The 21681-nt window shown below is 72.6% G+C and carries 21 protein-coding genes; 14 read left to right on the top strand and 7 right to left on the bottom strand.

The window, feature by feature from the left end:
- Positions 1–28: 28 nt before the first annotated feature.
- Positions 29–367, top strand: a complete 339-nt coding sequence (locus EAO70_RS13050) for a DUF2516 family protein (protein WP_148003171.1) — start codon at positions 29–31, stop codon at positions 365–367.
- Between the two features lie 134 nt (positions 368–501).
- On the opposite strand, the gene EAO70_RS13045 is transcribed toward EAO70_RS13050, so the two are convergent.
- Both EAO70_RS13045 and EAO70_RS13040 read right to left on the bottom strand, forming a co-directional pair.
- A complete protein-coding gene (locus tag EAO70_RS13045) occupies positions 502–1767 on the bottom strand; it encodes a PP2C family protein-serine/threonine phosphatase (RefSeq protein WP_410091267.1) in 1266 nt (421 codons plus the stop codon).
- A gap of 409 nt (positions 1768–2176) precedes the next feature.
- On the bottom strand, positions 2177–2836 hold the full coding sequence (locus EAO70_RS13040) for a class I SAM-dependent methyltransferase (RefSeq protein WP_261992863.1): 660 nt from the start codon (positions 2834–2836) through the stop codon (positions 2177–2179).
- Positions 2837–3339: 503 nt separating this feature from the next.
- On the opposite strand from EAO70_RS13040, the gene mshA reads away from it, so the two are divergent.
- Both mshA and EAO70_RS13030 read left to right on the top strand, forming a co-directional pair.
- Positions 3340–4707 (top strand): D-inositol-3-phosphate glycosyltransferase, encoded by a 1368-nt coding sequence (gene mshA, locus EAO70_RS13035; protein WP_148003169.1) that lies wholly within the window; start codon positions 3340–3342, stop codon positions 4705–4707.
- Positions 4700–5209, top strand: a complete 510-nt coding sequence (locus tag EAO70_RS13030) for a YbjN domain-containing protein (RefSeq protein WP_148003168.1) — start codon at positions 4700–4702, stop codon at positions 5207–5209. Before mshA ends, EAO70_RS13030 begins: the two co-directional genes overlap by 8 nt.
- 30 nt (positions 5210–5239) lie before the next feature.
- Here the strand turns inward: EAO70_RS13030 and EAO70_RS13025 are convergent, their stop codons facing one another.
- Positions 5240–6328: an AraC family transcriptional regulator gene (locus EAO70_RS13025; RefSeq protein WP_148003167.1), complete on the bottom strand. Its 1089-nt coding sequence runs from the start codon at positions 6326–6328 to the stop codon at positions 5240–5242.
- A gap of 106 nt (positions 6329–6434) precedes the next feature.
- On the opposite strand from EAO70_RS13025, the gene EAO70_RS13020 reads away from it, so the two are divergent.
- Positions 6435–7436, top strand: coding sequence for an MBL fold metallo-hydrolase (locus EAO70_RS13020; protein ID WP_148003166.1), 1002 nt, complete (start codon positions 6435–6437; stop codon positions 7434–7436).
- On the opposite strand, the gene EAO70_RS13015 is transcribed toward EAO70_RS13020, so the two are convergent.
- Positions 7399–8871, bottom strand: a complete 1473-nt coding sequence (locus EAO70_RS13015; protein WP_261992832.1) for an MDR family MFS transporter — start codon at positions 8869–8871, stop codon at positions 7399–7401. The genes EAO70_RS13020 and EAO70_RS13015 overlap by 38 nt on opposite strands.
- A gap of 125 nt (positions 8872–8996) precedes the next feature.
- Between EAO70_RS13015 and EAO70_RS13010 the strand changes: the two genes are divergently transcribed.
- Positions 8997–9758, top strand: a complete 762-nt coding sequence (locus EAO70_RS13010; RefSeq protein WP_148003165.1) for a phosphoglyceromutase — start codon at positions 8997–8999, stop codon at positions 9756–9758.
- Between the two features lie 171 nt (positions 9759–9929).
- The gene (locus tag EAO70_RS13005) at positions 9930–10397 is read left to right on the top strand and encodes a GNAT family N-acetyltransferase (protein WP_148003164.1); all 468 of its coding nucleotides are present in this window, start codon (positions 9930–9932) and stop codon (positions 10395–10397) included.
- Positions 10398–10463: 66 nt separating this feature from the next.
- Here EAO70_RS13005 and EAO70_RS37890 read toward each other — a convergent pair whose 3' ends face one another.
- Both EAO70_RS37890 and phoU read right to left on the bottom strand, forming a co-directional pair.
- Complete coding sequence (locus EAO70_RS37890) at positions 10464–10622, bottom strand: hypothetical protein (protein ID WP_187283868.1); 159 nt, start codon at positions 10620–10622, stop codon at positions 10464–10466.
- A gap of 91 nt (positions 10623–10713) precedes the next feature.
- Entirely contained in the window at positions 10714–11394 is a 681-nt protein-coding gene (gene phoU, locus EAO70_RS13000) for a phosphate signaling complex protein PhoU (protein WP_148003163.1), read from the bottom strand.
- 276 nt (positions 11395–11670) lie between these two features.
- Here phoU and EAO70_RS12995 point away from each other — a divergent pair, with 276 nt between their 5' ends.
- Together EAO70_RS12995 and EAO70_RS12990 are read left to right on the top strand one after the other, a co-directional pair.
- A complete protein-coding gene (locus tag EAO70_RS12995; protein WP_148003162.1) occupies positions 11671–12900 on the top strand; it encodes a sensor histidine kinase in 1230 nt (409 codons plus the stop codon).
- Positions 12897–13577 carry a response regulator transcription factor gene (locus tag EAO70_RS12990; protein ID WP_015035162.1) on the top strand — a complete coding sequence of 227 codons (681 nt, stop codon included), beginning with the start codon at positions 12897–12899 and terminating at the stop codon, positions 13575–13577. The genes EAO70_RS12995 and EAO70_RS12990 overlap by 4 nt, the downstream gene beginning before the upstream one ends.
- A gap of 172 nt (positions 13578–13749) precedes the next feature.
- On the opposite strand, the gene EAO70_RS12985 is transcribed toward EAO70_RS12990, so the two are convergent.
- On the bottom strand, positions 13750–14391 hold the full coding sequence (locus EAO70_RS12985; RefSeq protein WP_148003161.1) for a DUF461 domain-containing protein: 642 nt from the start codon (positions 14389–14391) through the stop codon (positions 13750–13752).
- A gap of 680 nt (positions 14392–15071) precedes the next feature.
- Between EAO70_RS12985 and EAO70_RS12975 the strand changes: the two genes are divergently transcribed.
- The 6 genes from EAO70_RS12975 to EAO70_RS12950 all read left to right on the top strand — a co-directional run bounded on the left by EAO70_RS12975 (position 15072) and on the right by EAO70_RS12950 (position 21563).
- Positions 15072–15554 carry a CarD family transcriptional regulator gene (locus EAO70_RS12975; RefSeq protein WP_003953493.1) on the top strand — a complete coding sequence of 161 codons (483 nt, stop codon included), beginning with the start codon at positions 15072–15074 and terminating at the stop codon, positions 15552–15554.
- 377 nt (positions 15555–15931) lie between these two features.
- Positions 15932–16687, top strand: a complete 756-nt coding sequence (ispD, locus tag EAO70_RS12970; RefSeq protein WP_148003160.1) for a 2-C-methyl-D-erythritol 4-phosphate cytidylyltransferase — start codon at positions 15932–15934, stop codon at positions 16685–16687.
- Entirely contained in the window at positions 16677–17204 is a 528-nt protein-coding gene (gene ispF, locus EAO70_RS12965) for a 2-C-methyl-D-erythritol 2,4-cyclodiphosphate synthase (RefSeq protein WP_187283867.1), read from the top strand. Before ispD ends, ispF begins: the two co-directional genes overlap by 11 nt.
- Positions 17205–17392: 188 nt before the next feature.
- Positions 17393–18790: a cysteine--tRNA ligase gene (gene cysS / locus EAO70_RS12960; RefSeq protein WP_148003159.1), complete on the top strand. Its 1398-nt coding sequence runs from the start codon at positions 17393–17395 to the stop codon at positions 18788–18790.
- Between the two features lie 76 nt (positions 18791–18866).
- Positions 18867–19826 carry a 23S rRNA (guanosine(2251)-2'-O)-methyltransferase RlmB gene (rlmB, locus tag EAO70_RS12955; protein WP_148003158.1) on the top strand — a complete coding sequence of 320 codons (960 nt, stop codon included), beginning with the start codon at positions 18867–18869 and terminating at the stop codon, positions 19824–19826.
- A gap of 108 nt (positions 19827–19934) precedes the next feature.
- Entirely contained in the window at positions 19935–21563 is a 1629-nt protein-coding gene (locus tag EAO70_RS12950; RefSeq protein ID WP_148003157.1) for a DoxX family membrane protein, read from the top strand.
- Positions 21564–21681 lie beyond the last annotated feature (118 nt).

The following is a 21681-nucleotide window of genomic DNA, read 5'->3' as shown; positions in this document are numbered from 1 at the left end:
TTCCCCTCTTCCCTAGGCGGTGCTCAGCATGTTGCGCGCGGGATTCGACTCCCTCCTCTCCCTGGTGATGTTCCTGATCTTCACCGGCTTCGCCGTCGCCGCGCTCGTCTTCGCCGCCATGGCGCGCGAGGACGCGTACCGCGCCGCCGAGAAGCAGACGAAGAAGTTCTGGCTGATCGTCCTGGGCATCAACCTCGCCCTGAACCTGCTCTTCCCGATGCTGTTCCTGCAGATCGCGGGCGTGATCGCCGCCATCGTCTTCATGGTGGACGTCCGCCCCGCGCTCCAGCAGGTCTCGGGCGGCGGGCGCCGGGGCGGCGGCTCCAGCAGCGACGGCCCGTACGGCCCGTACAACGGCGGTCGTTAGAAGAGTCGCCGAAAGAGAAGCACCAGAGGCCTTGACGGTCCAGGTCGCCGGTACACGTCAGTACCGCGCCACCTGCACGACGAAGAGGACAGGACCCGGAGCACCCCGCTCCGGGTCCTGTCCTCTTCTCTCTCTCAGAGCGCGGGCGTCCGGCTCCGGGCCGCCCTGTCCCCGTCCCGGTCCCTCTCCAGGGCCAGGACGGCGACGTCGTCCGTCAGCTCCCCGCCGTTCAGGGACCGGACCTCCGTCACCGCCGCGTCCAGGAGCTCGTCCCCCCGCAGGCCCGCGGTCAGCTGCCGGTTGACCATGCCGACCATCCCGTCCTGGCCGAGCCGCGGCGAACCGGGTCCCGCCGACCGCCCCTCGATCAGCCCGTCCGTGTACATGAGCAGGCTCCACGCCCCGCCGAGCTCGACCTGCCGGCGCGGCCAGCGGGCGCGCGGCAGCAGCCCGAGCGCCGGGCCGCCGTCCTCGTACGGCAGCAGGTGCGCGGCCCGCCCCTGGCGGGCGATCAGCGGCGACGGGTGCCCGGCCAGGCACAGGCCCGCACGGCGCCCGTCGGGCGCGATGTCCACGGTGCAGAGGGTCGCGAAGATCTCCTCGCTCTCCCGCTCGTGCTCCAGGACCTGCTGCATCGTGGAGAGCAGCTCGTCCCCGCACAGTCCCGCGAAGGTCAGGGCCCGCCAGGCGATCCGCAGCTCGACGCCGAGCGCGGCCTCGTCGGGGCCGTGGCCGCACACGTCGCCGATCATGGCGTGGACGGTGCCGTCCGGGGTGCGGACCACGTCGTAGAAGTCGCCGCCGAGCAGCGCGCGCGAGCGCCCGGGCCGGTAGCGGGCCGCGAACCTGAGGTCGGAGCCCTCCAGGAGGGGCGTGGGCAGCAGGCCGCGCTCCAGGCGGGCGTTCTCCTGCGCGCGGAGCCGGGACTCGGCGAGCTTCACCTGCACGGCGTCGGCGCGCTTGCGCTCGACCGCGTACCGGATGGCGCGGCTCAGCAGCCGGCCGTCGAGCTCCTCGCGGAACAGGTGGTCCTGGGCGCCGACCCGGACGGCCTCGGCCGCCAGCTCGGCGTCCGCGGAGGTCGCGAGGGCGAGGACCGCGTGCCGCGGGGCCAGTCGCAGGATGTGGCGCAGGGGCGCGAGCGGGTCGTCCCCGGCGGCGGCCCTGGGGCCGGGCAGGGACAGGTCGACGAGGACGCAGTGGACGTCGTCGGTGAGGAGCCGCTCGGCCTCGGTGAGGTTGCGGGCGGTGCGGATGCGGACCCGGGTGCCGGCGGCGTCCGCCGCGTCGAGCAGTTCGGGTACGGCGAGGACACCCGCCGGGTCGTCCTCGACGACCAAGAGGATGAGATCGGTGCGGTCGGTGCCTGTGACTGTGCCTGTCATAGCGGTGGCGTCCATGGCGGTGGCGTCCGTAGGGGCGACGTCGCCGGGTCCCGCAACGGCAGAGACGTTTCTCTGACGCGGTACGGATACGGGCATCGGTCCGGGTTTCCTTCCCTCCCCCCGAGGGTGCGCAGGGCGCCGGGTGGCGTCCGGCCCGTCCCGGACCATAGCGGTAGGGCGGTGCGCAGCGGAATGGCGATCAGCGGGTCGGCCTCCGTGGCGGGATTGGCATATGCCGCGGAAGGGGAGGTACTTGCCCCCGTACGGCCGACGGGACGCCTCCCGGGGCAATGAGAAAGGTCACGCCGGGCGGGTGCGGCGCGGTTCCGCAACCGTGCGGGGAACGCCGTGACCGCGCGTGGAACGCCTACGTCGGGGGGCGGAATGCGGTACGTCGGGGGGCGGAATGCCGTACGTGTCCCCCTCACCCCCGAGGCGCCACCGCCTCCCACCGCACCGTCAGTTCGCCCTGGCGCCACCGTCGGGGGCCGTCCGTCAGGGGCCAGTCCGCCGCCAGGTCGCGGGCCGCGCGGATCCACCGCTGCCGCGCGCCGAGGGAGGCGTACGGGGCCGCCGCCGCCCAGGCGCGGTCGAAGTCCCGCAGGAAGGCGTGCACCGGCTCGCCCGGCACGTTGCGGTGGATCAGCGCTTTCGGCAGCCGCTCCGCGAGGTCCGATGGCCGGTCGAGCGAGCCGAGCCGGGTCGCGAAGGTCACCGTCCGCGGCCCGGCCGCGTCGAGTGCGACCCAGACGTGCCGGCGCCCGATCTCGTCGCAGGTGCCCTCCACGAGCAGCCCGCCCGGCGCGAGCCGGCCGCGCAGCCGCTCCCAGACCGCCGCGACCTGCTCCTCGTCGTACTGGCGCAGCACGTTCGCCGCGCGGATGAGGGCGACCCGGCCGGGTACGGGCACCTCGAAGCCGCCGTGCAGGAAGGAGAGGCCCTCCTGCTCGTACGGCCTCGCCGCCTCGACCCGGGCCGGTTCGATCTCGATCCCGTACAGCCGGGTGCGCGGCTCGGCCGTGCGCAGCCGGGCCAGCAGTTCGACGGCGGTCCAGGGGGCGGCCCCGTATCCGAGGTCGAGCATCGCGGCGGCGGCGCGGAGCAGGATGTCCGGGGCCTTGAGCGGCTGGATGCGGCCGGCGAAGACCGGGATGAAGGCGTCCCGCGGGAGCCCGAGCCGGGCACGGGCGGCGGCCCGGCCGTCGGCGGGGCGGAAGTGGGTGCCATGCCGAAAGGTTACGGGGTGGGGGTGGGGGTTGAGCGGCCCCAGGTAATGAATTGGCAAAGCGCTGTCCGGGGTGGAAATGAAAGGTTCCGTTCCGGTGTTGTCCCGCCCGGAGGGCGCACTACGTCCTCCCGCCGCCATGCCCACGGCGCCGGGCTCGGGAACGAGGCCGGCACCGAGCCTGGTACCGGGTTCGAGCCGAGCCGGGTACCAGGGTCGGCACCGGGACCGGCGCCGGACCCGGCAGCGGGTCCTGCACCCGCACCGGCACCGACCCGACCAGGCCGGACGCGCTCCCCGAGGCGACCGGTCCCGACGTGTCGGACCCGATGCGTTCGCCCCCGAGCGGAAGGACCGCCGACGTGAGCCAGTACGTGTCCCGGTTCGCCGGCACCCGGCACCGGCACCCGGCACCGGCCCGGCTCCGGCTCCCCGGCCGGAACCGCACCCCGCGCCGCGTGGCCATGCTCAGCGTCCACACCTCCCCGCTGCACCAGCCGGGCACGGGCGACGCGGGCGGCATGAACGTCTACATCGTCGAGCTGGCGAAACGACTCGCCGCCATCGACATCGAGGTCGAGATCTTCACCCGCGCCACCACGGGCGGCCTCCCCCCGGTCGTCGAGCTCGCCGCCGGCGTCCTCGTCCGGCACGTCGACGCCGGACCGTACGAGGGGCTGGCCAAGGAGGAGCTGCCGGCCCAGCTCTGCGCCTTCACCCACGGGGTGATGCAGGCCTGGGCGGGCCACCGGCCCGGCCACTACGACCTGGTCCACTCCCACTACTGGCTCTCCGGCCACGTCGGCTGGCTGGCCGCCCAGCGCTGGGGCGTCCCGCTCGTCCACGCCATGCACACCATGGCGAAGGTCAAGAACGCGGCGCTCGCCGAGGGCGACACCCCCGAGCCCGCCGCCCGGGTGATCGGTGAGACGCAGATAGTCGACGCGGCCGACCGGCTCATCGCGAACACCGCGGAGGAGGCCGACGAGCTCGCCCGGTTCTACGAGGCCGACCCCGGCAAGATCGCGGTCGTCCACCCCGGCGTCAACCTCGACCACTTCCGCCCCGCCGACGGCCGGGCCGCCGCCCGTGCCCGGCTCGGGCTCCCGCGGGACGCCTTCATCCCGGTCTTCGCCGGCCGCATCCAGCCGCTCAAGGCCCCGGACATCCTGCTCCGCGCCGCCGCCGCGATGCTCGACCGGGATCCCTCGCTGCGCTCGCGCATGATCGTTCCCGTGGTCGGTGGACCGAGCGGCAGCGGGCTGGCGAAGCCGGAGGAGCTGCAGAAGCTGGCCGCCCGGCTCGGCCTGGCGGACCTCGTGCGCTTCCACCCGCCGGTGGGCCAGGACCGGCTCGCCGACTGGTTCCGCGCGGCGAGCGTCCTCGTCATGCCGTCCTACAGCGAGTCCTTCGGCCTGGTCGCCATAGAGGCGCAGGCGGCCGGCACCCCGGTCGTCGCGGCGGCGGTGGGCGGCCTGCCCGTCGCCGTACGGCACGGTGTGACCGGCTTCCTCGTCCAGGGCCACGACCCGGTGGACTACGCCCAGGCGCTCGGGCGCTTCGTGGCGGACCCGTCCCTGTCGGACCGGATGGGCGCGGCGGCGGCGCTGCACGCCGGCTCCTTCGGCTGGGACACCGCGGCCGCGGGGACGGCGGACGTCTACACGGCCGCCGTACACGACCACCGGCTGCGCGAGACCCGCCGTCGCGTACGCTCCCACCATGGCTGAGACCGAGGACGTCCGACGGATCGTCGAGGACACCTTCAAGGACGCGGAGCTGGAGTGGGAGTCCCCCGAACCGGGCTCCTACGTCGTGAAACTCCCCGGCACACGGAAGCTCTACACGACGCTCTCGCTGCGCCTCGGACGCCACTCGCTCTCCCTCAACGCGTTCGTCATCCGCCACCCGGACGAGAACGAGCCGGGGGTCCACCGCTGGCTCCTCGAACGCAACCTCCGTCTGTACGGGGTGAGTTACGCGGTCGACGGCCTCGGCGACATCTACCTGGCCGGCAAGCTGCCGCTCGCCGCGGTGACGCCCGAGGAGCTGGACCGGCTGCTCGGCTCGGTCCTGGAGGCGGCGGACGGCGACTTCAACACGCTCCTGGAGCTCGGCTTCGCGTCGGCGATCCGCCGCGAGTACGAGTGGCGGGTCTCGCGCGGCGAGTCGACCCGGAACCTCGACGCGTTCAAGAACCTGACCCAGAAGCCGAGTACCGCGAGCGGGTGACGAGCCGAACGCCGCCGATCCGCGACGCGCTCAGCCGACGGTGGTGGCGGTGACGGTGGTGGCCAGTTCCGCGCGGTACCGGCCCGGCGTGGTGCCGAACTCCCGGCGGAAGGCGTGCGACAGGGCGTACGGCGTGCTGTAGCCGACGCGCCGGGCGACGGCGGCCAGCGGGTCCCCGGTGTCCCGGAGCAGGGCGGCCGCACGGGTCAGCCGCCACCAGGTGAGGTACGCCATCGGGGGCCGGCCCACGAGACCGGTGAACCGGCGGGCCAGCGTGGGACGGGACACCCCGGCCTCGGCCGCGAGCAGGTCGACGGTCCAGGCGGCGGCCGGGTCGGAGTGCACGGCCCGCAGGGCGGCGGCGGTCACCGGGTCGCCGAGGGCGGCCGGCCAGCTCCCGCCCGCGCCGCCCGCGCCCGCCGTCCAGGACCGGATCATGTAGACGAGGAGCAGGTCGAGCAGGCTCGGCAGGGCGACCGCGGAGCCGGGCAGCCGCTCGCCCACCTCGCCGCCGAGGAGGGCGATGGCGGCGCGCAGACCGGAATCGGCGCTGTCGGGGGCGGTAGCGCCGTGGCCGCCGGGCTGGTGCGGCAGGTGCACGACCGGGGGGAGCTCCGCGAGGAGCGGATGGACGTGACTGCGGTCGAGCCGGTACTTGCCGCACAGCATCTCGACGACGGGACCGTCTACGGCGTCCTCTCCGAGGCCCTTCCCGGGACCCTTCCCGTCGCCTGTCCCGGCGTACTCCCCGGCGCTTTTCCCGGCGTACGCCCCGGAGCCTGCTCCGGCGGCTTCCCCGGGACGCGCGGGCGGGGGCCGTGACGCCGTCCCGTCCAGCCACCGCTCGAAGGGCACGGCGCGCGAGAGTTCCGCCGCGTCGGCGGGCCGGTCCGCCATCACGTGCCCTGTGCCGTGCGGCAGCAGGACCGCGTCGCCGGGGCCGAGTTCGACCGGGTCGCCGCCGTCGGGCAGCAGCCAGCAGTGTCCCTCCAGGACGACGTGGAAACCCGCGCCCCCGTACGCAGCGAGGCGGGTGCACCAGCGGCCGGCGATCCGCACCCGCCGCGAGGAGGGCCGGCCGATCCGTACCGCCGAGATCGCGTCGCTCACCACGTCCATCGCGCCAGCGTAGCCCCGGCCGTGGGGCCTCCGGTGAGCCGTACGCGTATCCGGAGGAGCCGTACGGGCATGGAGAGTCTCACGCGTACTGCCTAACGTCGACGGCATGACACAGGAGAGCGTGGAACGCATGGTGCTGGGGGACGTCGAGCTCGTCCGGGTCGTCGAGTGGCGGGGGGCGTTCGCGAGCGCCGCGGACCTCGTCCCCACGGCCCCCCGGCGGACCTGGCAGGACAACCGGGGCTGGCTGGCACCGGACCACTGGGAGCCGGAGGGCGACCGGGCGGTCATGGCGCTGCAGACGTGGGTGCTGCGCAGCGCGGGCCGGACGGTCCTGGTCGACACGGGGGTGGGCAACGGGCGCGAGCGCCCCGGCGTGGCGCAGTTCCACCACTGGCAGGGGGACTTCCTCGGCCGCCTGGAGCTGGCCGGGGTCCGGCCCGAGGACGTGGACGTCGTCGTCAACACCCACCTGCACGCCGACCACGTCGGCTGGAACACCCGGGCGGCGGACGGCTCGGACGGCTCGGACGGGGCGCCGGGCGGAGCCCACGGCCCGAGCCGCGCCGGTACCGGCGTCGCTACCGGTGCGGACGCCGGTACGGAGTGGGTCCCGACCTTCCCGCGCGCCGAGTACCTCGTACCGGCGGCGGACGACGCCCACTTCGGCCCGGACAACGGCTACGGCGGAGGCCGCGCGCCGCACGACCGCCTCGTCTACGAGGACAGCGTCGCGCCCCTCCACCGCGCGGGGCGGACCGTGCTCTGGGACGGGTCCCACCGCATCGACGAGCACCTGACCCTGGAGTCCGCGCCGGGGCACACGCCCGGCTCGGCCGTCCTGCGCCTCGCGTCGAAGGGGGAGCACGCGGTGTTCGTCGGCGACCTGCTGCACAGCCCCGTGCAGATCCTCGACCCCGCGCACAACAGCTGCTTCTGCCTGGACGCCGGAGGAGCGGCGGCGAGCCGCCGCCGGATTCTCGAACGGGCCGCCGACCGGCGGGAACTGGTCGTCCCCGCGCACTTCGGCGGCTCGGGCACGGCCGAAGTACGCAGGGACGGGAACGGCTTCAGGCTCGCGGGGCAGGAGCACCGGCCGAGGGACTGACGGCGGACTCCGCGACGGCGGGCTCGGCGACGGTGGACGTCCCGACGCCGGGGCCGATGTCACCGACGCTCACGACGACGACTCCTACCTCGTCGAGGCCGCCGCCGACGCCGCCGTCATCCGACAGGCTGCCGCCGTCGACGACCCGGACACCGCCGCCACCGGTCTCCTCCGTACGGCCGCCACCGGTCTCCTCCCCGCTGCCGACTCCGGCGCCGTCCTCGCAGAGGGCCTTGCGGAGGCGCAGGGTGTAGCCGACGGCGGCGAGGACGCCGACGGCGAAGGTCGCGGCCCACAGGACGTCGGGACCGGGCCCGCCGACGATCGCGCCGGCGCCGATCGGGGCGACGAACCCGGCGACGGCCCAGGACATGCCCATGACGCCCTGGTAGCGGCCGCGGGCGTGCTCGGGGGCGAGGAGCGCGGTGGCGGCGGCGTTCGTCGGGACGTGGATCATCTCGCCCACGGTCCAGATGACGACGGTCGCGGCGAAGGCCACCACGGAGGAGCCGGCGAGGGCGGTGGCGCCGGTGCCGAGGGCGAAGAGGAGCGAGGAGAGGGTGAGCAGGACGACGGGGGAGCGCTTGTCGGTGAGCTTGTTGACGAGCAGCTGGAAGCCGACGATCACGATGCCGTTGACGGCGATGACGACGCCGTAGGAGGAGGGCGAGAGGCCCTGGTCCGCCATGGTGAGGGGAAGGCCGATCCAGGGGGCGGTGAAGACGAGGCAGACGAGGAGGTTGAGGAGGACGAGGGTGCGGAAGGGGGCGTCGCGCAGCACCGTCAGCATGCTGACCTCGGCCTCGACGACGGGGGCGCCGGTCTGGTCGGTACGGGCGGCGGGGCGGGTCTCGGGGAGGCGGAGGAAGACGATGACGGCGCACAGGGTGGTCGCGATGGCGTCCACGACGAACAGCGTCCGGTAGCCGAGGAAGATCGCGGCGCCGCCGCCGATGGAGGCGATGGCGAAGCCGAGGTTGAGGGCCCAGTAGTTGAGGGCGTAGGCCCGGCGCACGTCGTGGGCGGGGACCATGTCGGCGATGGTCGCGTTGATGGAGGGCCGGACCGCCTGCATGGCGACGCCCATGAGGAGGACGACCGTCGCGATGGCCCAGGCGCTGGTGACGACGGCGAGGGCGGCGGCGGACGCGGCGGCCGCGAGGTGCATGGTGACCATCGTGGGGCGGCGGCCCCAGCGGTCGGTGAGCGCGCCGCCGAGCGGGGAGCCGGCGACGCCGCCGAGGCCGTGGAGGGCGACGACGAGTCCGGCGAACCAGGCCGAGTGTCCGAGCTCCACCGTCAGGTAGAGGGAGAGGAAGGTGAGGACGAAGGCCCCGGTGCGGTTGACCAGGGTCGACAGCCAGAGCCACCAGAAGCCCCGCGGAAACCCGGAGACGGTCGCGCTGGCTGATCGTCTGAGCGAGTCGATGGACATGTGTGGCCGGCCCCCTGTGAGTGTAAGTCCCGCTTGCGGCCCTCGTAACTTACGTATCTCAGGTGTCGGACGCCAGCGAATTGACGACGCGCGTCAATCGTCGGAGGTCCATTAGGCTCGTCCGCATGGCCGACGCACCGTACAAGCTGATCCTCCTCCGCCATGGCGAGAGCGAGTGGAACGAGAAGAATCTGTTCACCGGATGGGTGGACGTGAACCTCACCGCGAAGGGTGAGAAGGAGGCGACGCGCGGCGGCGAGCTGCTGAAGGACGCCGGCCTGCTCCCCGACGTCCTGCACACCTCCCTCCAGAAGCGCGCCATCCGCACCGCCCAGCTCGCGCTGGAGTCCGCGGACCGCCACTGGATCCCGGTGAACCGCTCGTGGCGCCTGAACGAGCGCCACTACGGCGCGCTCCAGGGCAAGGACAAGGCCCAGACGCTCGCCGAGTTCGGCGAGGAGCAGTTCATGCTCTGGCGCCGCTCGTACGACACCCCGCCGCCGCCGCTCTCGGACGACAGTGAGTTCTCGCAGGCGCACGACGCCCGCTACGCGACGATCCCGCCGGAGCTGCGCCCGGACACGGAGTGCCTCAAGGACGTCGTGGAGCGCATGCTCCCGTACTGGTACGACGCGATCGTCCCGGACCTGCTGACGGGCCGCACGGTCCTGGTCGCGGCCCACGGCAACAGCCTCCGCGCGCTCGTGAAGCACCTGGACGGCGTCTCGGACGAGGCCATCGCGGGCCTCAACATCCCGACGGGCATCCCGCTCTCCTACGAGCTGGACGAGAACTTCAAGCCCCTCAACCCGGGCGGCACCTACCTCGACCCGGAGGCCGCGGCGGCCGCCATCGAGGCGGTCAAGAACCAGGGCAAGAAGAAGTAACCCTGACGCACGAAGGGCCCCCACCTGCGGTTTCTCCGCGAGTGGGGGCCTTGCTCGTACCCGTGGGCCCGGGCGCGGCCCGGCTCCTGCCTCGCTTCGGCCCGGCCATCCGACGCCCGCGCGGCGGGAATTCGCGCGCCGAATCCGTGGGTCCTCGCTAGCCTCCGCCCCATGAGTACGTCGCTCCGCCTGGAGGAGATCACCCCCGCCACCGTCGACGCCGCCCTCGCCCTGCGCGTCCACCCCCACCAGGAGCGGAACGTCGCTCCCGTCTCGACCTCCCTCGCCGAGGCCTACGCCTTCGGGGAGGCCGCCTGGCCGCGGCTGGTCTTCGACGGGGACAAGGCCGTCGGCTTCCTCATGGCCTTCCTCGACCTCCAGTGGAACGCCGAGAAGGACCCCGACGACCGCCGCAGCGGTCTCTGGCGGCTCAACATCGCCGCCGACGGGCAGGGCAGGGGATACGGCCGGTTCGCCGTCGAAGCCGTCCGCGACGAGCTGCGCCGGCGCGGCGCCTCACAGCTGTACGTCACCTGGGAACCCGGCGAGGACGGGCCCGGCGCCTTCTACGAACGGCTCGGCTTCCGTCCCACGGGGGAGACCAGCGGCGACCAGATCGTCGGCGTCCTGGACCTGTAGTAAGGGGAGAACGGAGACGGGGGCGGGTGCGGCATCCCCGCACCCCACCCCCTCCGCACATCCCGGTCAGCCCGAGCAGCCGCCGCACTGGCACGGGCCGCCCGACTGGCACCCGCAGCCGCAGCCGGAGCCGCAGCCGCAGGCGCCCAGCAGGGGCAGGTGCACCGCCTCGCGCGGTGCCTCCGGCCCCGAGGTGGTCGCGGTCGGGTTGGGGGAATCGGCCATGGGGGTCCCTCCCTTTCGAGGCGCACATCGCCTCCCCCCATTGCATGCCCACCCGGACCGGCGCATCAACGGCGCATCGGCGCCCGCGCGCCTACGCGCCCTCGACCGGCGCGTCCGCCGCCTGCAGCTCGTCCGCGTGCTCACCCGTCACCAGGTACACCACGCGCTTCGCCACCGACACCGCGTGGTCGGCGAACCGCTCGTAGTAGCGGCCGAGCAGCGTCACGTCGACCGCCGTCTCGATGCCGTGCTTCCAGCGGTCGTCGATCAGGTGCTGGAACAGCGTCCGGTGCAGCAGGTCCATCTCGTCGTCGTCCGTCTCCAGCTGGAGCGCCAGGTCGACGTCCTTGGTGATGATGACCTCCGCCGCCTTCGCCATCAGGCGCTGCGCCAGCTGCCCCATCTCCAGGATGGTCGCGTGCAGGTCCCGGGGCACCGCCGTGTCGGGGAACCGCAGCCGGGCGAGCTTCGCCACGTGCTGCGCCAGGTCGCCCGAGCGCTCCAGGTCGGCGCTCATCCGCAGCGACGTGACCACGATCCGCAGGTCCGTCGCCACCGGCTGCTGCCGCGCGAGCAGCGCTATCGCCCGGGCCTCCAGCTCGTGCTGGAGGTCGTCGACCTTCTGGTCGGCGGCGATCACGCTCTCCGCCAGCTTGAGGTCCGCGTCGAGCATCGCCGTGGTGGCGCGTCCGACCGCGGACCCGACGAGGCGGGCCATCTCGACCAGGCTCTCGCCGATCGAGTCCAGTTCCTCGTGGTACGCGTCCCGCATGGATGTCCCTCTCTACGCAAAGCTCGGCAAAGCTCCGGGGTCCGGATGGGGGGCTCGGATCCCCACGCTCCCACCCTCCGTCCCTCACGCGTCCGGCTCCACCCGCACACATGAATCAATACTTTCCCCAAGGTGAACTCTGGGCGACGTGAGCCGTCGGCCCGCCCGGGGCATGTGAACCACTCCGGTCCTCGGGGTGAACTCTGAGCGACGAGTGTTCGAGGAGCCACTCGGACGGCTGGGAGAGAGTCCTCGCACCCGCATAACCTGGGAGGCATGGACGTGAACGCGGCGGTCGCCGCCCTGGCCGCGATCGCCGGCGTGTGCACCGGCGTGATCGCCATGCTGGCGTTCCGCTGGAGCGAACGCGACCAGGCCAGACCCACTCGTACCTCCCTGCACACGGACGCCGTGCTCCCGCCCGGCGTCGACACCGTGCTGTCCGTACTGCGCTCCTCCGCGGTCGTCCTCGACGAGAGCGACTCCGTGGTGAAGGCCAGCTCGGCGGCGTACGCGCTCGGCCTGGTCCGCGGCGGGAAACTGGCCGTCGAGCCCATGCTCAACATGGCCCGTGACACCCGGCGCGACGGCGAGATACGACAGGTCGAGCTGGACCTGGCCCGGCGCGGCAGCGGCCGCGGCGAGGCACTCGCCGTGTCCGCGCGGGTCGCCCCGCTGGGCTCGCGACTCGTGCTGCTGCTGGTCGAGGACCTCACCGAGGCCCGCCGCATCGAGGCGGTACGGCGCGACTTCGTCGCCAACGTCAGCCATGAGCTCAAGACCCCGACGGGCGCGCTCTCCCTGCTCTCCGAGGCCGTCATGGACGCCTCGGACGACCCCGAGGCGGTCACCCGCTTCGCCGGCCGCATGCAGATCGAGGCGACCCGCCTCACCAACCTCGTACAGGAGCTCATCGACCTCTCCCGCGTGCAGAACGACGACCCGCTGGAGGACTCCGAGCCGGTGTCCGTGGACGAACTCGTCGACGAGGCGATCGACCGCTCCCGGCACACGGCCACCACCAAGCAGATCACCATGGCGTCCGGAGGCAACGCCGACCTGCGGGTCTGGGGCAGCCGCGGCCAGCTCGCCGCCGCCCTCGGCAACCTCGTCGAGAACGCCGTCAACTACTCACCCGCCCGCACCCGCGTCGGCATCGCGGCCCGCAAGATCGCCGCGCCCGGCGGCGACCTGATCGAGATAGCCGTCACCGACCAGGGCGTCGGCATCCCCGACAAGGACAAGGAGCGCGTCTTCGAGCGCTTCTACCGCGTCGACCCGGCCCGCTCCCGTGCCACCGGCGGCACCGGACTCGGCCTGGCCATCGTCAAGCACGTGGCCGCCTCCCACGGCGGAGAGGTCACCGTCTGGAGCACCGAGGGCCAGGGCTCCACCTTCACCTTGCGGCTGCCCGAGGCGGGCGCCGTACGGGACCGCCGACCCGCCTCGTCCCCCACCCCTGATCTCATGACCGAACCGCTTCCTGCCCCGGAGGTCCTTCCGTGACCCGAGTGCTTGTCGTCGAGGATGAGGAATCCTTCAGCGACGCCCTGTCCTACATGCTTCGCAAGGAGGGTTTCGAAGTCGCGGTAGCGGCGACCGGGCCCGACGGCCTCGACGAGTTCGAGCGCAACGGGGCCGACCTCGTCCTCCTCGACCTGATGCTTCCGGGCCTGCCCGGCACCGAGGTGTGCCGGCAGCTCCGCGGCCGCTCGAACGTCCCCGTCATCATGGTGACGGCCAAGGACAGTGAGATCGACAAGGTCGTCGGGCTGGAGATAGGAGCCGACGACTACGTGACGAAGCCCTTCTCCTCGCGGGAGCTGGTCGCCCGCATCCGCGCGGTGCTGCGCCGCCGCGGCGAGCCGGAGGAGGTCACCCCGGCGGCCCTGGAGGCGGGCCCGGTCCGCATGGACGTCGACCGCCACGTGGTGACGGTCGCGGGCGGCAAGGTCGACCTGCCGCTGAAGGAGTTCGACCTCCTGGAGATGCTGCTGCGCAACGCGGGCCGCGTGCTGACCCGTATGCAGCTCATCGACCGGGTCTGGGGCGCGGACTACGTCGGAGACACCAAGACCCTCGACGTCCACGTCAAGCGCCTCCGCGCCAAGATCGAGCCCGACCCGGGCGCCCCGCGCTACCTGGTCACGGTCCGCGGCCTGGGCTACAAGTTCGAGCCGTAGACGAGAGCCCGAAGCGGGCCGGTCACCGCGGACGACGACCGCGCCCCAGGCCGGCCACGACGCCCGTAGCCGGCCGGCCCCGGCCGCCCGTCCACGACCGGCCCGCACGTACGCCGAAGGGCGCCCTCCCGGGTGGGGAGGGCGCCCTTCGGCGCGCATGCGTGCGTACGGGTCAGTGGCCGGCCGCGTGGCTCGCCTCGCCCGACGGCTCGCCGGAGGCCTCGCCGCCGTGCCCGCCCTCGGCCGCGCCCGAGGGCGAGGCGGTGGCGGTCGGCTGGGCGCCCGGGGGAGCCGGGAGGATGGTGGGGCCGAAGTCCTTGAAGTAGCTGGCGGCCGGGACCACGAAGGCGCTCAGGCCCACGTCGCCGGTCCGGCTCAGCTTGAAGACGACCTTCTGCGCGTCGCCGTCGCGGGTGGCCTCGCTGCCGTTCGCGATGACCGCGGAGGCGTTGCCCTCGCCGCCGATGACGACCGAGCCGAAGGCCGGGACGACGATCGGCCCGGCGCCGGAGGCGGCCTTGAGCGCCACGGCCGTGCCGGTGCTGCCCGGCAGGGTGATCGACTCGAGGGTCTGGGGCTTGTCGCCGTTGTTGAAGACGGTGGCCGAGACGACGGCCGGGCCCTTGGCCACGTCCAGGGGCTGGGTGATCACCAGCGCGTTCTGGATCTTGACGTCGTCCACCGTGACGGCGGCGTTGTCCGGCTTGACGCCGAGCGTCTGCGCGTCGTTGCCCGCACCACAGGCGGACAGCGCGGCGACGGAGAGAACGATGGCGGTAGCGGCGAGGGCGCCGCGTCGAAGGCTGCGGCTCACGGCGGCGGCATCTCCTAGGACGTACGGACAGGCTACGGACAGGCTTCGGACAGTTGTGGAACCACAGACCGACGACAGGACCGAGGACCGGCTGAAGGTGTGTCAGCAGACGGGCCAAGGGTGTGTCAGCGCGCTCAGGTTACCGAGCCGCACTCTCCGTCCCGCACCCGACCCGCCCCTTACCGGCCACGGGGTCGCCGCGGACGAGGTCGCCGGACGGCCCCCGCCGCTTTCGCGCGTCGGCCGCCGTGGCCGGATCACGACCCATTGACCTGTTGTTCACATAACCGCCTTGATCAATTCGGGGGCCACGCCGCATTCACGGAGCCACGCCTACGAAAATTCCTGACCGGCGTCCACTGATCAATTACGGGAATCACCCCGTGATGCATCCGTACGGGTGGACGATCCTCGAACGGAGTACGTTGGGAAGGGCACTCCCAACCGGACAAAACGGGACATCGGGTCTCTCTTGTGAGGGTTCGGGTAGGTGTAACGTGCGCGTTTCTCTCCGTCCGCACAGCGGCTCCGACCTGCGAATACCGCCTTCCGGAAGCCCGTCGCAGCACGTCCGTGTCACCGTTGTCAAGCCCCGAGATATGCCCTGACCTGCGAAAACGCCATTCAGAAGAAGCCGAATCCGTGTTACCCTGGATAGCCACGGAAGGGGTACCTGTCACATGACGTTCAAGGTTGGCGACACCGTGGTCTATCCCCATCACGGGGCCGCGCTGATCGAGGCCATCGAAACTCGCCAGATCAAAGGCGTGGACAAGACCTACTTGGTGCTCAAGGTCGCGCAGGGCGACCTGACGGTTCGTGTGCCGGCGGACAATGCGGAGTTCGTCGGTGTTCGCGACGTAGTCGGTCAGGACGGGCTGGACCGGGTCTTCGAGGTGCTGCGCGCGCCGTACGCCGAAGAGCCGACGAACTGGTCCCGTCGCTACAAGGCAAATCTCGAGAAGCTCGCCTCCGGCGATGTCATCAAGGTCGCCGAAGTAGTCCGCGACCTGTGGCGGCGTGAGCGCGAGCGCGGTCTCTCCGCCGGTGAGAAGCGCATGCTCGCCAAGGCCCGGCAGATCCTGGTCAGCGAGCTGGCCCTCGCGGAGAACACGAACGAGGACAAGGCCGAGGCTCTCCTCGACGAGGTCCTCGCGTCCTGAGCGCGTTCTGACGGCATCCGAGCGCGCAACCAAGTGAAGCGATGCCGCGGTGCCCGTCGGTGAACTGTGATCCACACAGTGCCGCCGCCGGGCGCTTCGGCATGTCACGACCACCCCACGGGCCCCACGAGCAGCCTCGGAAGCGATCTCGCGACCGGAGCGATGTACGTACGGGTACAAGCATGACCTGTACGCACGCTCGCGCACGCGTGTTCATGTACGTATGCTCTCGTTCCCCCTGTTACGTCCGAACCCCTGTGCGCGTGCGCCCACGCCTCGACCGTCGTCACGGAAAGGGCCCGGTCAAGGCGGAGCGTCCGGCACGGTGAGGCCATACCCATGTCGGCCGCGGAAACAAACCTGCCGGAGTGCAACCGATGTCAGACGAAGCGCGTCCTTCTCGTACCGCCGTGGTGATCCCGGCGGCCGGACGGGGCGTACGCCTCGGTCCGGGCGCCCCCAAGGCGCTGCGCCCGCTGAACGGCACCCCCATGCTCATCCACGCCGTCCGCGCGATGGCCGCCTCCCGCGCGGTCTCGCTCGTCGTCGTGGTCGCTCCCCCCGACGGCGCCGGAGCCGCCGAGGTCAAGAACCTCCTCGACGCCCACGCCCTCCCCGAGCGCACCGACTACCTCGTCGTCCCCGGCGGCGACACCCGCCAGGAGTCCGTGCGCCTCGGGCTCGACGCGCTCCCCGAGGGCATCACCACCGTCCTCGTCCACGACGCCGCCCGCCCGCTCGTCCCCGTCGACACCGTGGACGCGGTCATCGAGGCCGTCCGGGACGGGGCCGTCGCCGTCGTCCCCGCGCTCCCCGTCGCCGACACCGTCAAGGAGGTCGAGCCGGCCGAGAGGGCGGGTGACCCCGAGCAGGTCGTCGCCACCCCGGTACGAGCCCGGCTCCGCGCCGTCCAGACCCCCCAGGGCTTCGACCACGACACCCTGGTGAACGCCCACGCCACCGTCGCCCTCACCGGCGAGGGGGCCACCGACGACGCCGGTATGGTCGAGCGGCTCGGCGCGCCCGTCGTCGTCGTGCCCGGCCACGAGGAGGCCTTCAAGGTGACCCGCCCCCTCGACCTCGTCCTCGCCGAGGCCGTACTCGCCCGCAGGAGGGCCAACGATGGCTTCTGAGCCGACCGCACCCTCTGTACTGCCGATGTTTCCCCGTACCGGCATCGGCACCGACGTCCACGCCTTCGAGAAGGGCCGCGAACTCTGGTGCGCGGGCCTCCTCTGGGACGAGGCCGCGAGCGACGGGTACGGCCTCGCCGGGCACTCCGACGGCGACGTCGCCGCCCACGCCGCCTGCGACGCGCTCTTCTCCGCCGCCGGCATCGGCGACCTCGGCGCCCACTTCGGCACCTCCCGCCCCGAGTACGCCGGCGCCTCCGGCGTCACCCTGCTCGCCGAGGCCGCCCGGATCGTCCGCGCCGAGGGATTCGAGATCGGCAACATCGCCGTCCAGGTCATCGGCGTCCGCCCCAAGGTCGGCAAGCGGCGCGACGAGGCGCAGAAGGCGCTGAGCGAGGCGGCCGGAGCGCCGGTCTCCGTCTCCGGCACCACCACCGACGGCCTCGGTCTGACGGGTCGTGCGGAGGGCCTCGCGGCGCTGGCGACCGCCCTCGTGTACCCGGTGGCGCGGGCCTGACGGCGTTCCGGGACGCCCGCCGTCCCGTTCACCGGTACCGGCATCCACCGGTACCGGCATCCACCGGTACCGGCATCCACCGGTACCGGCATCCACCGGTACCGGCATCCACCGGTACCGGTGAAAAACGTCATCGGAGACGGGGAACGGGTATCGGGGCACTACCACACGCCCACTACCCTGGAGTGGTGACTATTCGCCTGTACGACACCAGCGCCCGGCAGATCCGTGACTTCACCCCGCTCACGCCGGGCCAGGTCTCGATCTACCTCTGTGGTGCCACCGTCCAGGCGGCCCCGCACATCGGCCACATCCGTTCGGGGCTGAACTTCGACATCATGCGCCGCTGGTTCGCGTACCGCGGCTACGACGTCACGTTCATCCGCAACGTCACCGACATCGACGACAAGATCATCAGGAAGGGTGCCGAGCAGGACCGCCCCTGGTGGTCCATCGGCTTCGAGAACGAGCGCGCGTTCAACTCCGGCTACGAGGCGCTGGGTTGCCTGCCGCCGAGCTACGAGCCGCGTGCCACCGGGCACGTCCCCGAGATGATCGAGATGATGCGCGGCCTCATCGAGCGCGGTCACGCGTACGAGGCCGACGGCAGCGTCTACTTCGACGTGCGCTCCTTCCCGGGCTACCTGGAGCTGTCGAACCAGGACATCGACGACCTCCGCCAGCCCGACGAGGGCGTCGCCGGAAAGCGCGACCCCCGGGACTTCGCCATGTGGAAGGCGACCAAGCCGGGCGAGCCCGACTGGGAGACCCCGTGGGGCCGCGGCCGCCCCGGCTGGCACCTGGAGTGCTCGGCGATGGCCCACAAGTACCTCGGCTCCGCCTTCGACATCCACGGCGGCGGCCTCGACCTGATCTTCCCGCACCACGAGAACGAGATCGCCCAGGCCAAGGCCTTCGGTGACTCCTTCGCCCAGTACTGGGTGCACAACGCCTGGGTCACCATGAGCGGCGAGAAGATGTCGAAGTCGCTCGGCAACAGCGTGCTGGTGTCCGAGATGGTGAAGAACTGGCGCCCCATCGTCCTCCGCTACTACCTGGGCACCCCGCACTACCGGTCGATGATCGAGTACAGCGAGGAGTCCCTGCGCGAGGCCGAGTCGGCGTTCGGCCGCATCGAGGGCTTCGTCCAGCGCGCCACCGAGAAGGCCGGCAAGGACGTCGCCCCCGCCGCCGAGGTCCCGCCGGCCTTCGCCGAGGCCATGGACGACGACCTGGGCGTGCCGCACGCGCTCGCGATCATCCACACCACCGTCCGGCAGGGCAACAGCGCCCTCGCCGCGGACGACAAGGACGAGGCCATCGCCCGCCTCGCCGAGGTCCGGGCCATGCTCGGCGTCCTCGGCCTGGACCCGCTCGACCCGCACTGGGCCGAGGAGGGCGGTGGCGGCGGCGAGCTCCACGGCGCCGTCGACACCCTCGTACGGCTCGTGCTCCAGCAGCGGGAGTCGGCGCGCGAGCGCAAGGACTGGGCGACCGCGGACGCGATCCGTGACCAGCTGGGACAGTCCGGTCTCGCCATCGAGGACAGCCCCGACGGCCCCCGCTGGACGCTGGGCAACCGTTAGAAGACGTGCCGCTCGGGCCCCCGGGCGGCACACTTCAGTTACAGACTTTGTACGTCAGCAGAGGAAACAGGTAGTCATGGCCGGGAACAGCCAGCGCAGGAACCGTCGCACGTCGAACAAGAAGGGTGCGACGGTCGGCAGCGGTGGCCAGCGGCGCAAGGGCCTCGAAGGCAAGGGCCCGACCCCCAAGGCCGAGAACCGCAAGGGCCACAAGGCGTTCCGCGTCTCCAACGCGATGGCCCGCAACGTGGCCAAGCGCAAGCCCGTCGTCCGCCGCGGCGGCAAGGGTCAGTCCGAGATGGTCGTCGGCCGCAACCCGGTCTTCGAGGCCCTCCGCGACGGCGTGCCCGCCTCGACGCTGTACGTGCAGCAGTTCATCGACAACGACGAGCGCGTGCGCGAGGCCCTGAACCTCGCCACCGGCCGCGGCAACATCAACATCATGGAGGCGCCGCGCCCCGAGCTCGACCGGATGACGAACGGCCTGAACCACCAGGGCCTCGTCCTCCAGGTCCCGCCGTACGAGTACGCGCACCCCGAGGACCTCGTCACGGCCGCGTTCGACGACCACGACGACCCGCTGATCGTCGCCCTCGACGGCGTCACCGACCCGCGCAACCTCGGAGCCGTCGTCCGCTCCGTCTCCGCCTTCGGCGGCCACGGCGTCGTCGTCCCCGAGCGCCGCGCCGCCGGCATGACCGCCGGTGCGTGGAAGACCTCGGCCGGCACCGCCGCCCGTACCCCGGTCGCCCGCGCCACCAATCTGACGCGCTGCCTGGAGCAGTACCAGAAGGCCGGCGTCACGGTCGTCGGCCTCGCCGCCGACGGCGACCGCGAGGTGCACGAGCTGGAGGAGCTCGGCGGCCCGGTCGTCATCGTCGTCGGCTCCGAGGGCAAGGGCCTGTCCCGCCTCGTCGGCGAGACCTGCGACTTCCTCGTCCGCATCCCCATGCCGGGCGGCGCCGAGTCGCTGAACGCCGGTGTCGCGGCCGGTGTCGTGCTCTACGAGGCGGCCCGCCGCCGGATGGCCCGCTGACACCGGGCCGGTAGTCGGTTCCCGGCCCCGGCCGTGGCGTGATCTTGACGGGTCTCGGACATTTGCGAGCCGTCAAGGCAGTGTCCTAAACCCAGATCACTCGGTTAGATGAGTGTGGACACCAGAACGCCCCGGCCGGGGTTCGACGATCAGCCCGCGTTGAGCATGGTCAAGGTGGATTCCGATCCCGCCCAGGTGATCGTGAACCACGCCAGCTTCCGTGTGCGGCTCGCGCCCGCCCCGCCGAAGATCGGCGCCGGCGCCCGCACCGCAGCCCTGTCCGGGGCCGGGGCAGGAGCGGGCGGACCGCGCCGTCGTCCCGTCGTGTGGACCGGAAAGTCCTCCCCGGGCGCGACCGGCCTCCTCCAAGCCGTACGGGAATCCTCCGTCTCCACGCTGGAGCCGGTGGGCGGCCGCCCGGGCCTCGCCGGCCTGGACGGCGGCGCCACCCAGGCCATCCCGCGCATCGACGACACCATGCCCACCCCCGTGCTGCCCGCCGACTCCGGCCCCCTGCTGCCGCCGATGCGCCGCGCCGAGGGCGCCTACGACGACCTGTACGAGCTCCGCCCCGAGACCGACGGACCCGGCGCGGGCGCGTACGAGTCGGGCGCGCACGAGGAGAAGCCGGAGGGCCGGTCCGCGCAGCGCCACGGGCAGGACAACGTCCGGCACGCCTACTACCCCGGCCGCCGGATGAACCTCGGCGTCGTCCTCCTCCCGCTCCGCGTCTTCCTCGGCTTCATCTCCATCTACGCGGGCATGGGCAAGCTCTGCGACCCCGTCTACTTCGACGGCGGCGAGCGCGGCTCCATGGTGAAGTGGCTCAACTCCCTGCACCCCTGGCCCCTCGCCGAACCCCTCCGCGACTTCGCCCTCCAGCACCCGGTCGGCGCCGGACTCACCGTCGCCTTCCTCCAGGTCGTCGTCGGTGTCCTCACCGTCCTCGGCCTCTGGCAGCGCGTCGCCGCCGTCGTCGGCGCACTGCTCTCCGCCGCGCTGCTCCTCACGGTCAGCTGGCGGACCGTCCCCGTCTACGACTCCGCCGACATCATCTTCCTGGCCGCCTGGTCGCCGCTGATCATCGCCGGCGCCCCCGTCTACTCGATCGACGGCCGCCTCGCCGGCGAGGCCTGGCGCACCCTCGGCCCGCGCGCCGACCTGTGGGACCTGCGCCGCCGCGTCATGCGCCGCAGCAGCCTGGTCGCCGCGGTCGTCGTCGGCCTCACCCTCCTCATCGGCTCCGTCCTCGGCGGCGCCGTCCGCTCCACCGAGATGGTCACCGTTCCCGGCCCCAACGACGACCCGATCAACCACCTCCCGGGCCGGCCGCTCCCCACCGAGCCGACGCGCCGCGCCCCCTCCGAGAAGGCCTCCACCGCGCCGACGCCGGCCGCGACCAGCGCCGCCCCGGCCGAGCGCGAGGCGACGCGGGAGGCGACCCGGCCCACCGAGAAGACCCGCGAGGCCACCCGGACCCAGGAGCAGCGTCCGACGGCCACGCAGGGCGCGGGCACGGGCACCGGCGGGGGCGGCGGAAGCCGCACGCCCACCCGGTCCGACCCGGAGCCGCCGCCGTCCACCAGCGACACCCCGAGCACCACGGGCGGCAGCTCTTCGGGCGGCTCGACCTCGGGCGGCGGCTCCGGCGGCGGCTCGACGGGCACGCCGTCGGAGAGCGGCTCGACCTCGGGCGGCGGCGGGGCGAAGAACCCGATCGGCGGACTGCTGGGTTGAGACCCCGATCTGCGGACGGCTGGGCTGAGACCCCGTAGGACGCTCGCAGCACGGCGAAGGGCGGCACCGCTTTCGGGCGGCGCCGCCCTTCTCCGTGTGCCGACGCGTCCGCTGCCGG

It is taken from the genome of Streptomyces sp. adm13(2018), from assembly GCF_008042145.1.
Taxonomy (GTDB): domain Bacteria; phylum Actinomycetota; class Actinomycetes; order Streptomycetales; family Streptomycetaceae; genus Streptomyces.
The sequence above is the reverse complement of the archived record's forward strand: the minus strand, read 5'-3'. Positions and strand labels throughout refer to the sequence as shown.

Coding starts and splice junctions, on each gene's coding strand:
- EAO70_RS13050 (WP_148003171.1), top strand. CDS start 29: ATGTTGCGCGCGGGATTCGACTCCCTCCTCTCCCTGGTGATGTTCCTG.
- EAO70_RS13045 (WP_410091267.1), bottom strand. CDS start 1,767: ATGGACGCCACCGCTATGACAGGCACAGTCACAGGCACCGACCGCACC.
- EAO70_RS13040 (WP_261992863.1), bottom strand. CDS start 2,836: ATGCTCGACCTCGGATACGGGGCCGCCCCCTGGACCGCCGTCGAACTG.
- EAO70_RS13030 (WP_148003168.1), top strand. CDS start 4,700: ATGGCTGAGACCGAGGACGTCCGACGGATCGTCGAGGACACCTTCAAG.
- EAO70_RS13025 (WP_148003167.1), bottom strand. CDS start 6,328: ATGGACGTGGTGAGCGACGCGATCTCGGCGGTACGGATCGGCCGGCCC.
- EAO70_RS13020 (WP_148003166.1), top strand. CDS start 6,435: ATGACACAGGAGAGCGTGGAACGCATGGTGCTGGGGGACGTCGAGCTC.
- EAO70_RS13015 (WP_261992832.1), bottom strand. CDS start 8,871: ATGTCCATCGACTCGCTCAGACGATCAGCCAGCGCGACCGTCTCCGGG.
- EAO70_RS13010 (WP_148003165.1), top strand. CDS start 8,997: ATGGCCGACGCACCGTACAAGCTGATCCTCCTCCGCCATGGCGAGAGC.
- EAO70_RS13005 (WP_148003164.1), top strand. CDS start 9,930: ATGAGTACGTCGCTCCGCCTGGAGGAGATCACCCCCGCCACCGTCGAC.
- EAO70_RS37890 (WP_187283868.1), bottom strand. CDS start 10,622: ATGGCCGATTCCCCCAACCCGACCGCGACCACCTCGGGGCCGGAGGCA.
- phoU (WP_148003163.1), bottom strand. CDS start 11,394: ATGCGGGACGCGTACCACGAGGAACTGGACTCGATCGGCGAGAGCCTG.
- EAO70_RS12995 (WP_148003162.1), top strand. CDS start 11,671: ATGGACGTGAACGCGGCGGTCGCCGCCCTGGCCGCGATCGCCGGCGTG.
- EAO70_RS12975 (WP_003953493.1), top strand. CDS start 15,072: ATGACGTTCAAGGTTGGCGACACCGTGGTCTATCCCCATCACGGGGCC.
- ispD (WP_148003160.1), top strand. CDS start 15,932: ATGTCAGACGAAGCGCGTCCTTCTCGTACCGCCGTGGTGATCCCGGCG.
- ispF (WP_187283867.1), top strand. CDS start 16,677: ATGGCTTCTGAGCCGACCGCACCCTCTGTACTGCCGATGTTTCCCCGT.
- rlmB (WP_148003158.1), top strand. CDS start 18,867: ATGGCCGGGAACAGCCAGCGCAGGAACCGTCGCACGTCGAACAAGAAG.
- EAO70_RS12950 (WP_148003157.1), top strand. CDS start 19,935: ATGAGTGTGGACACCAGAACGCCCCGGCCGGGGTTCGACGATCAGCCC.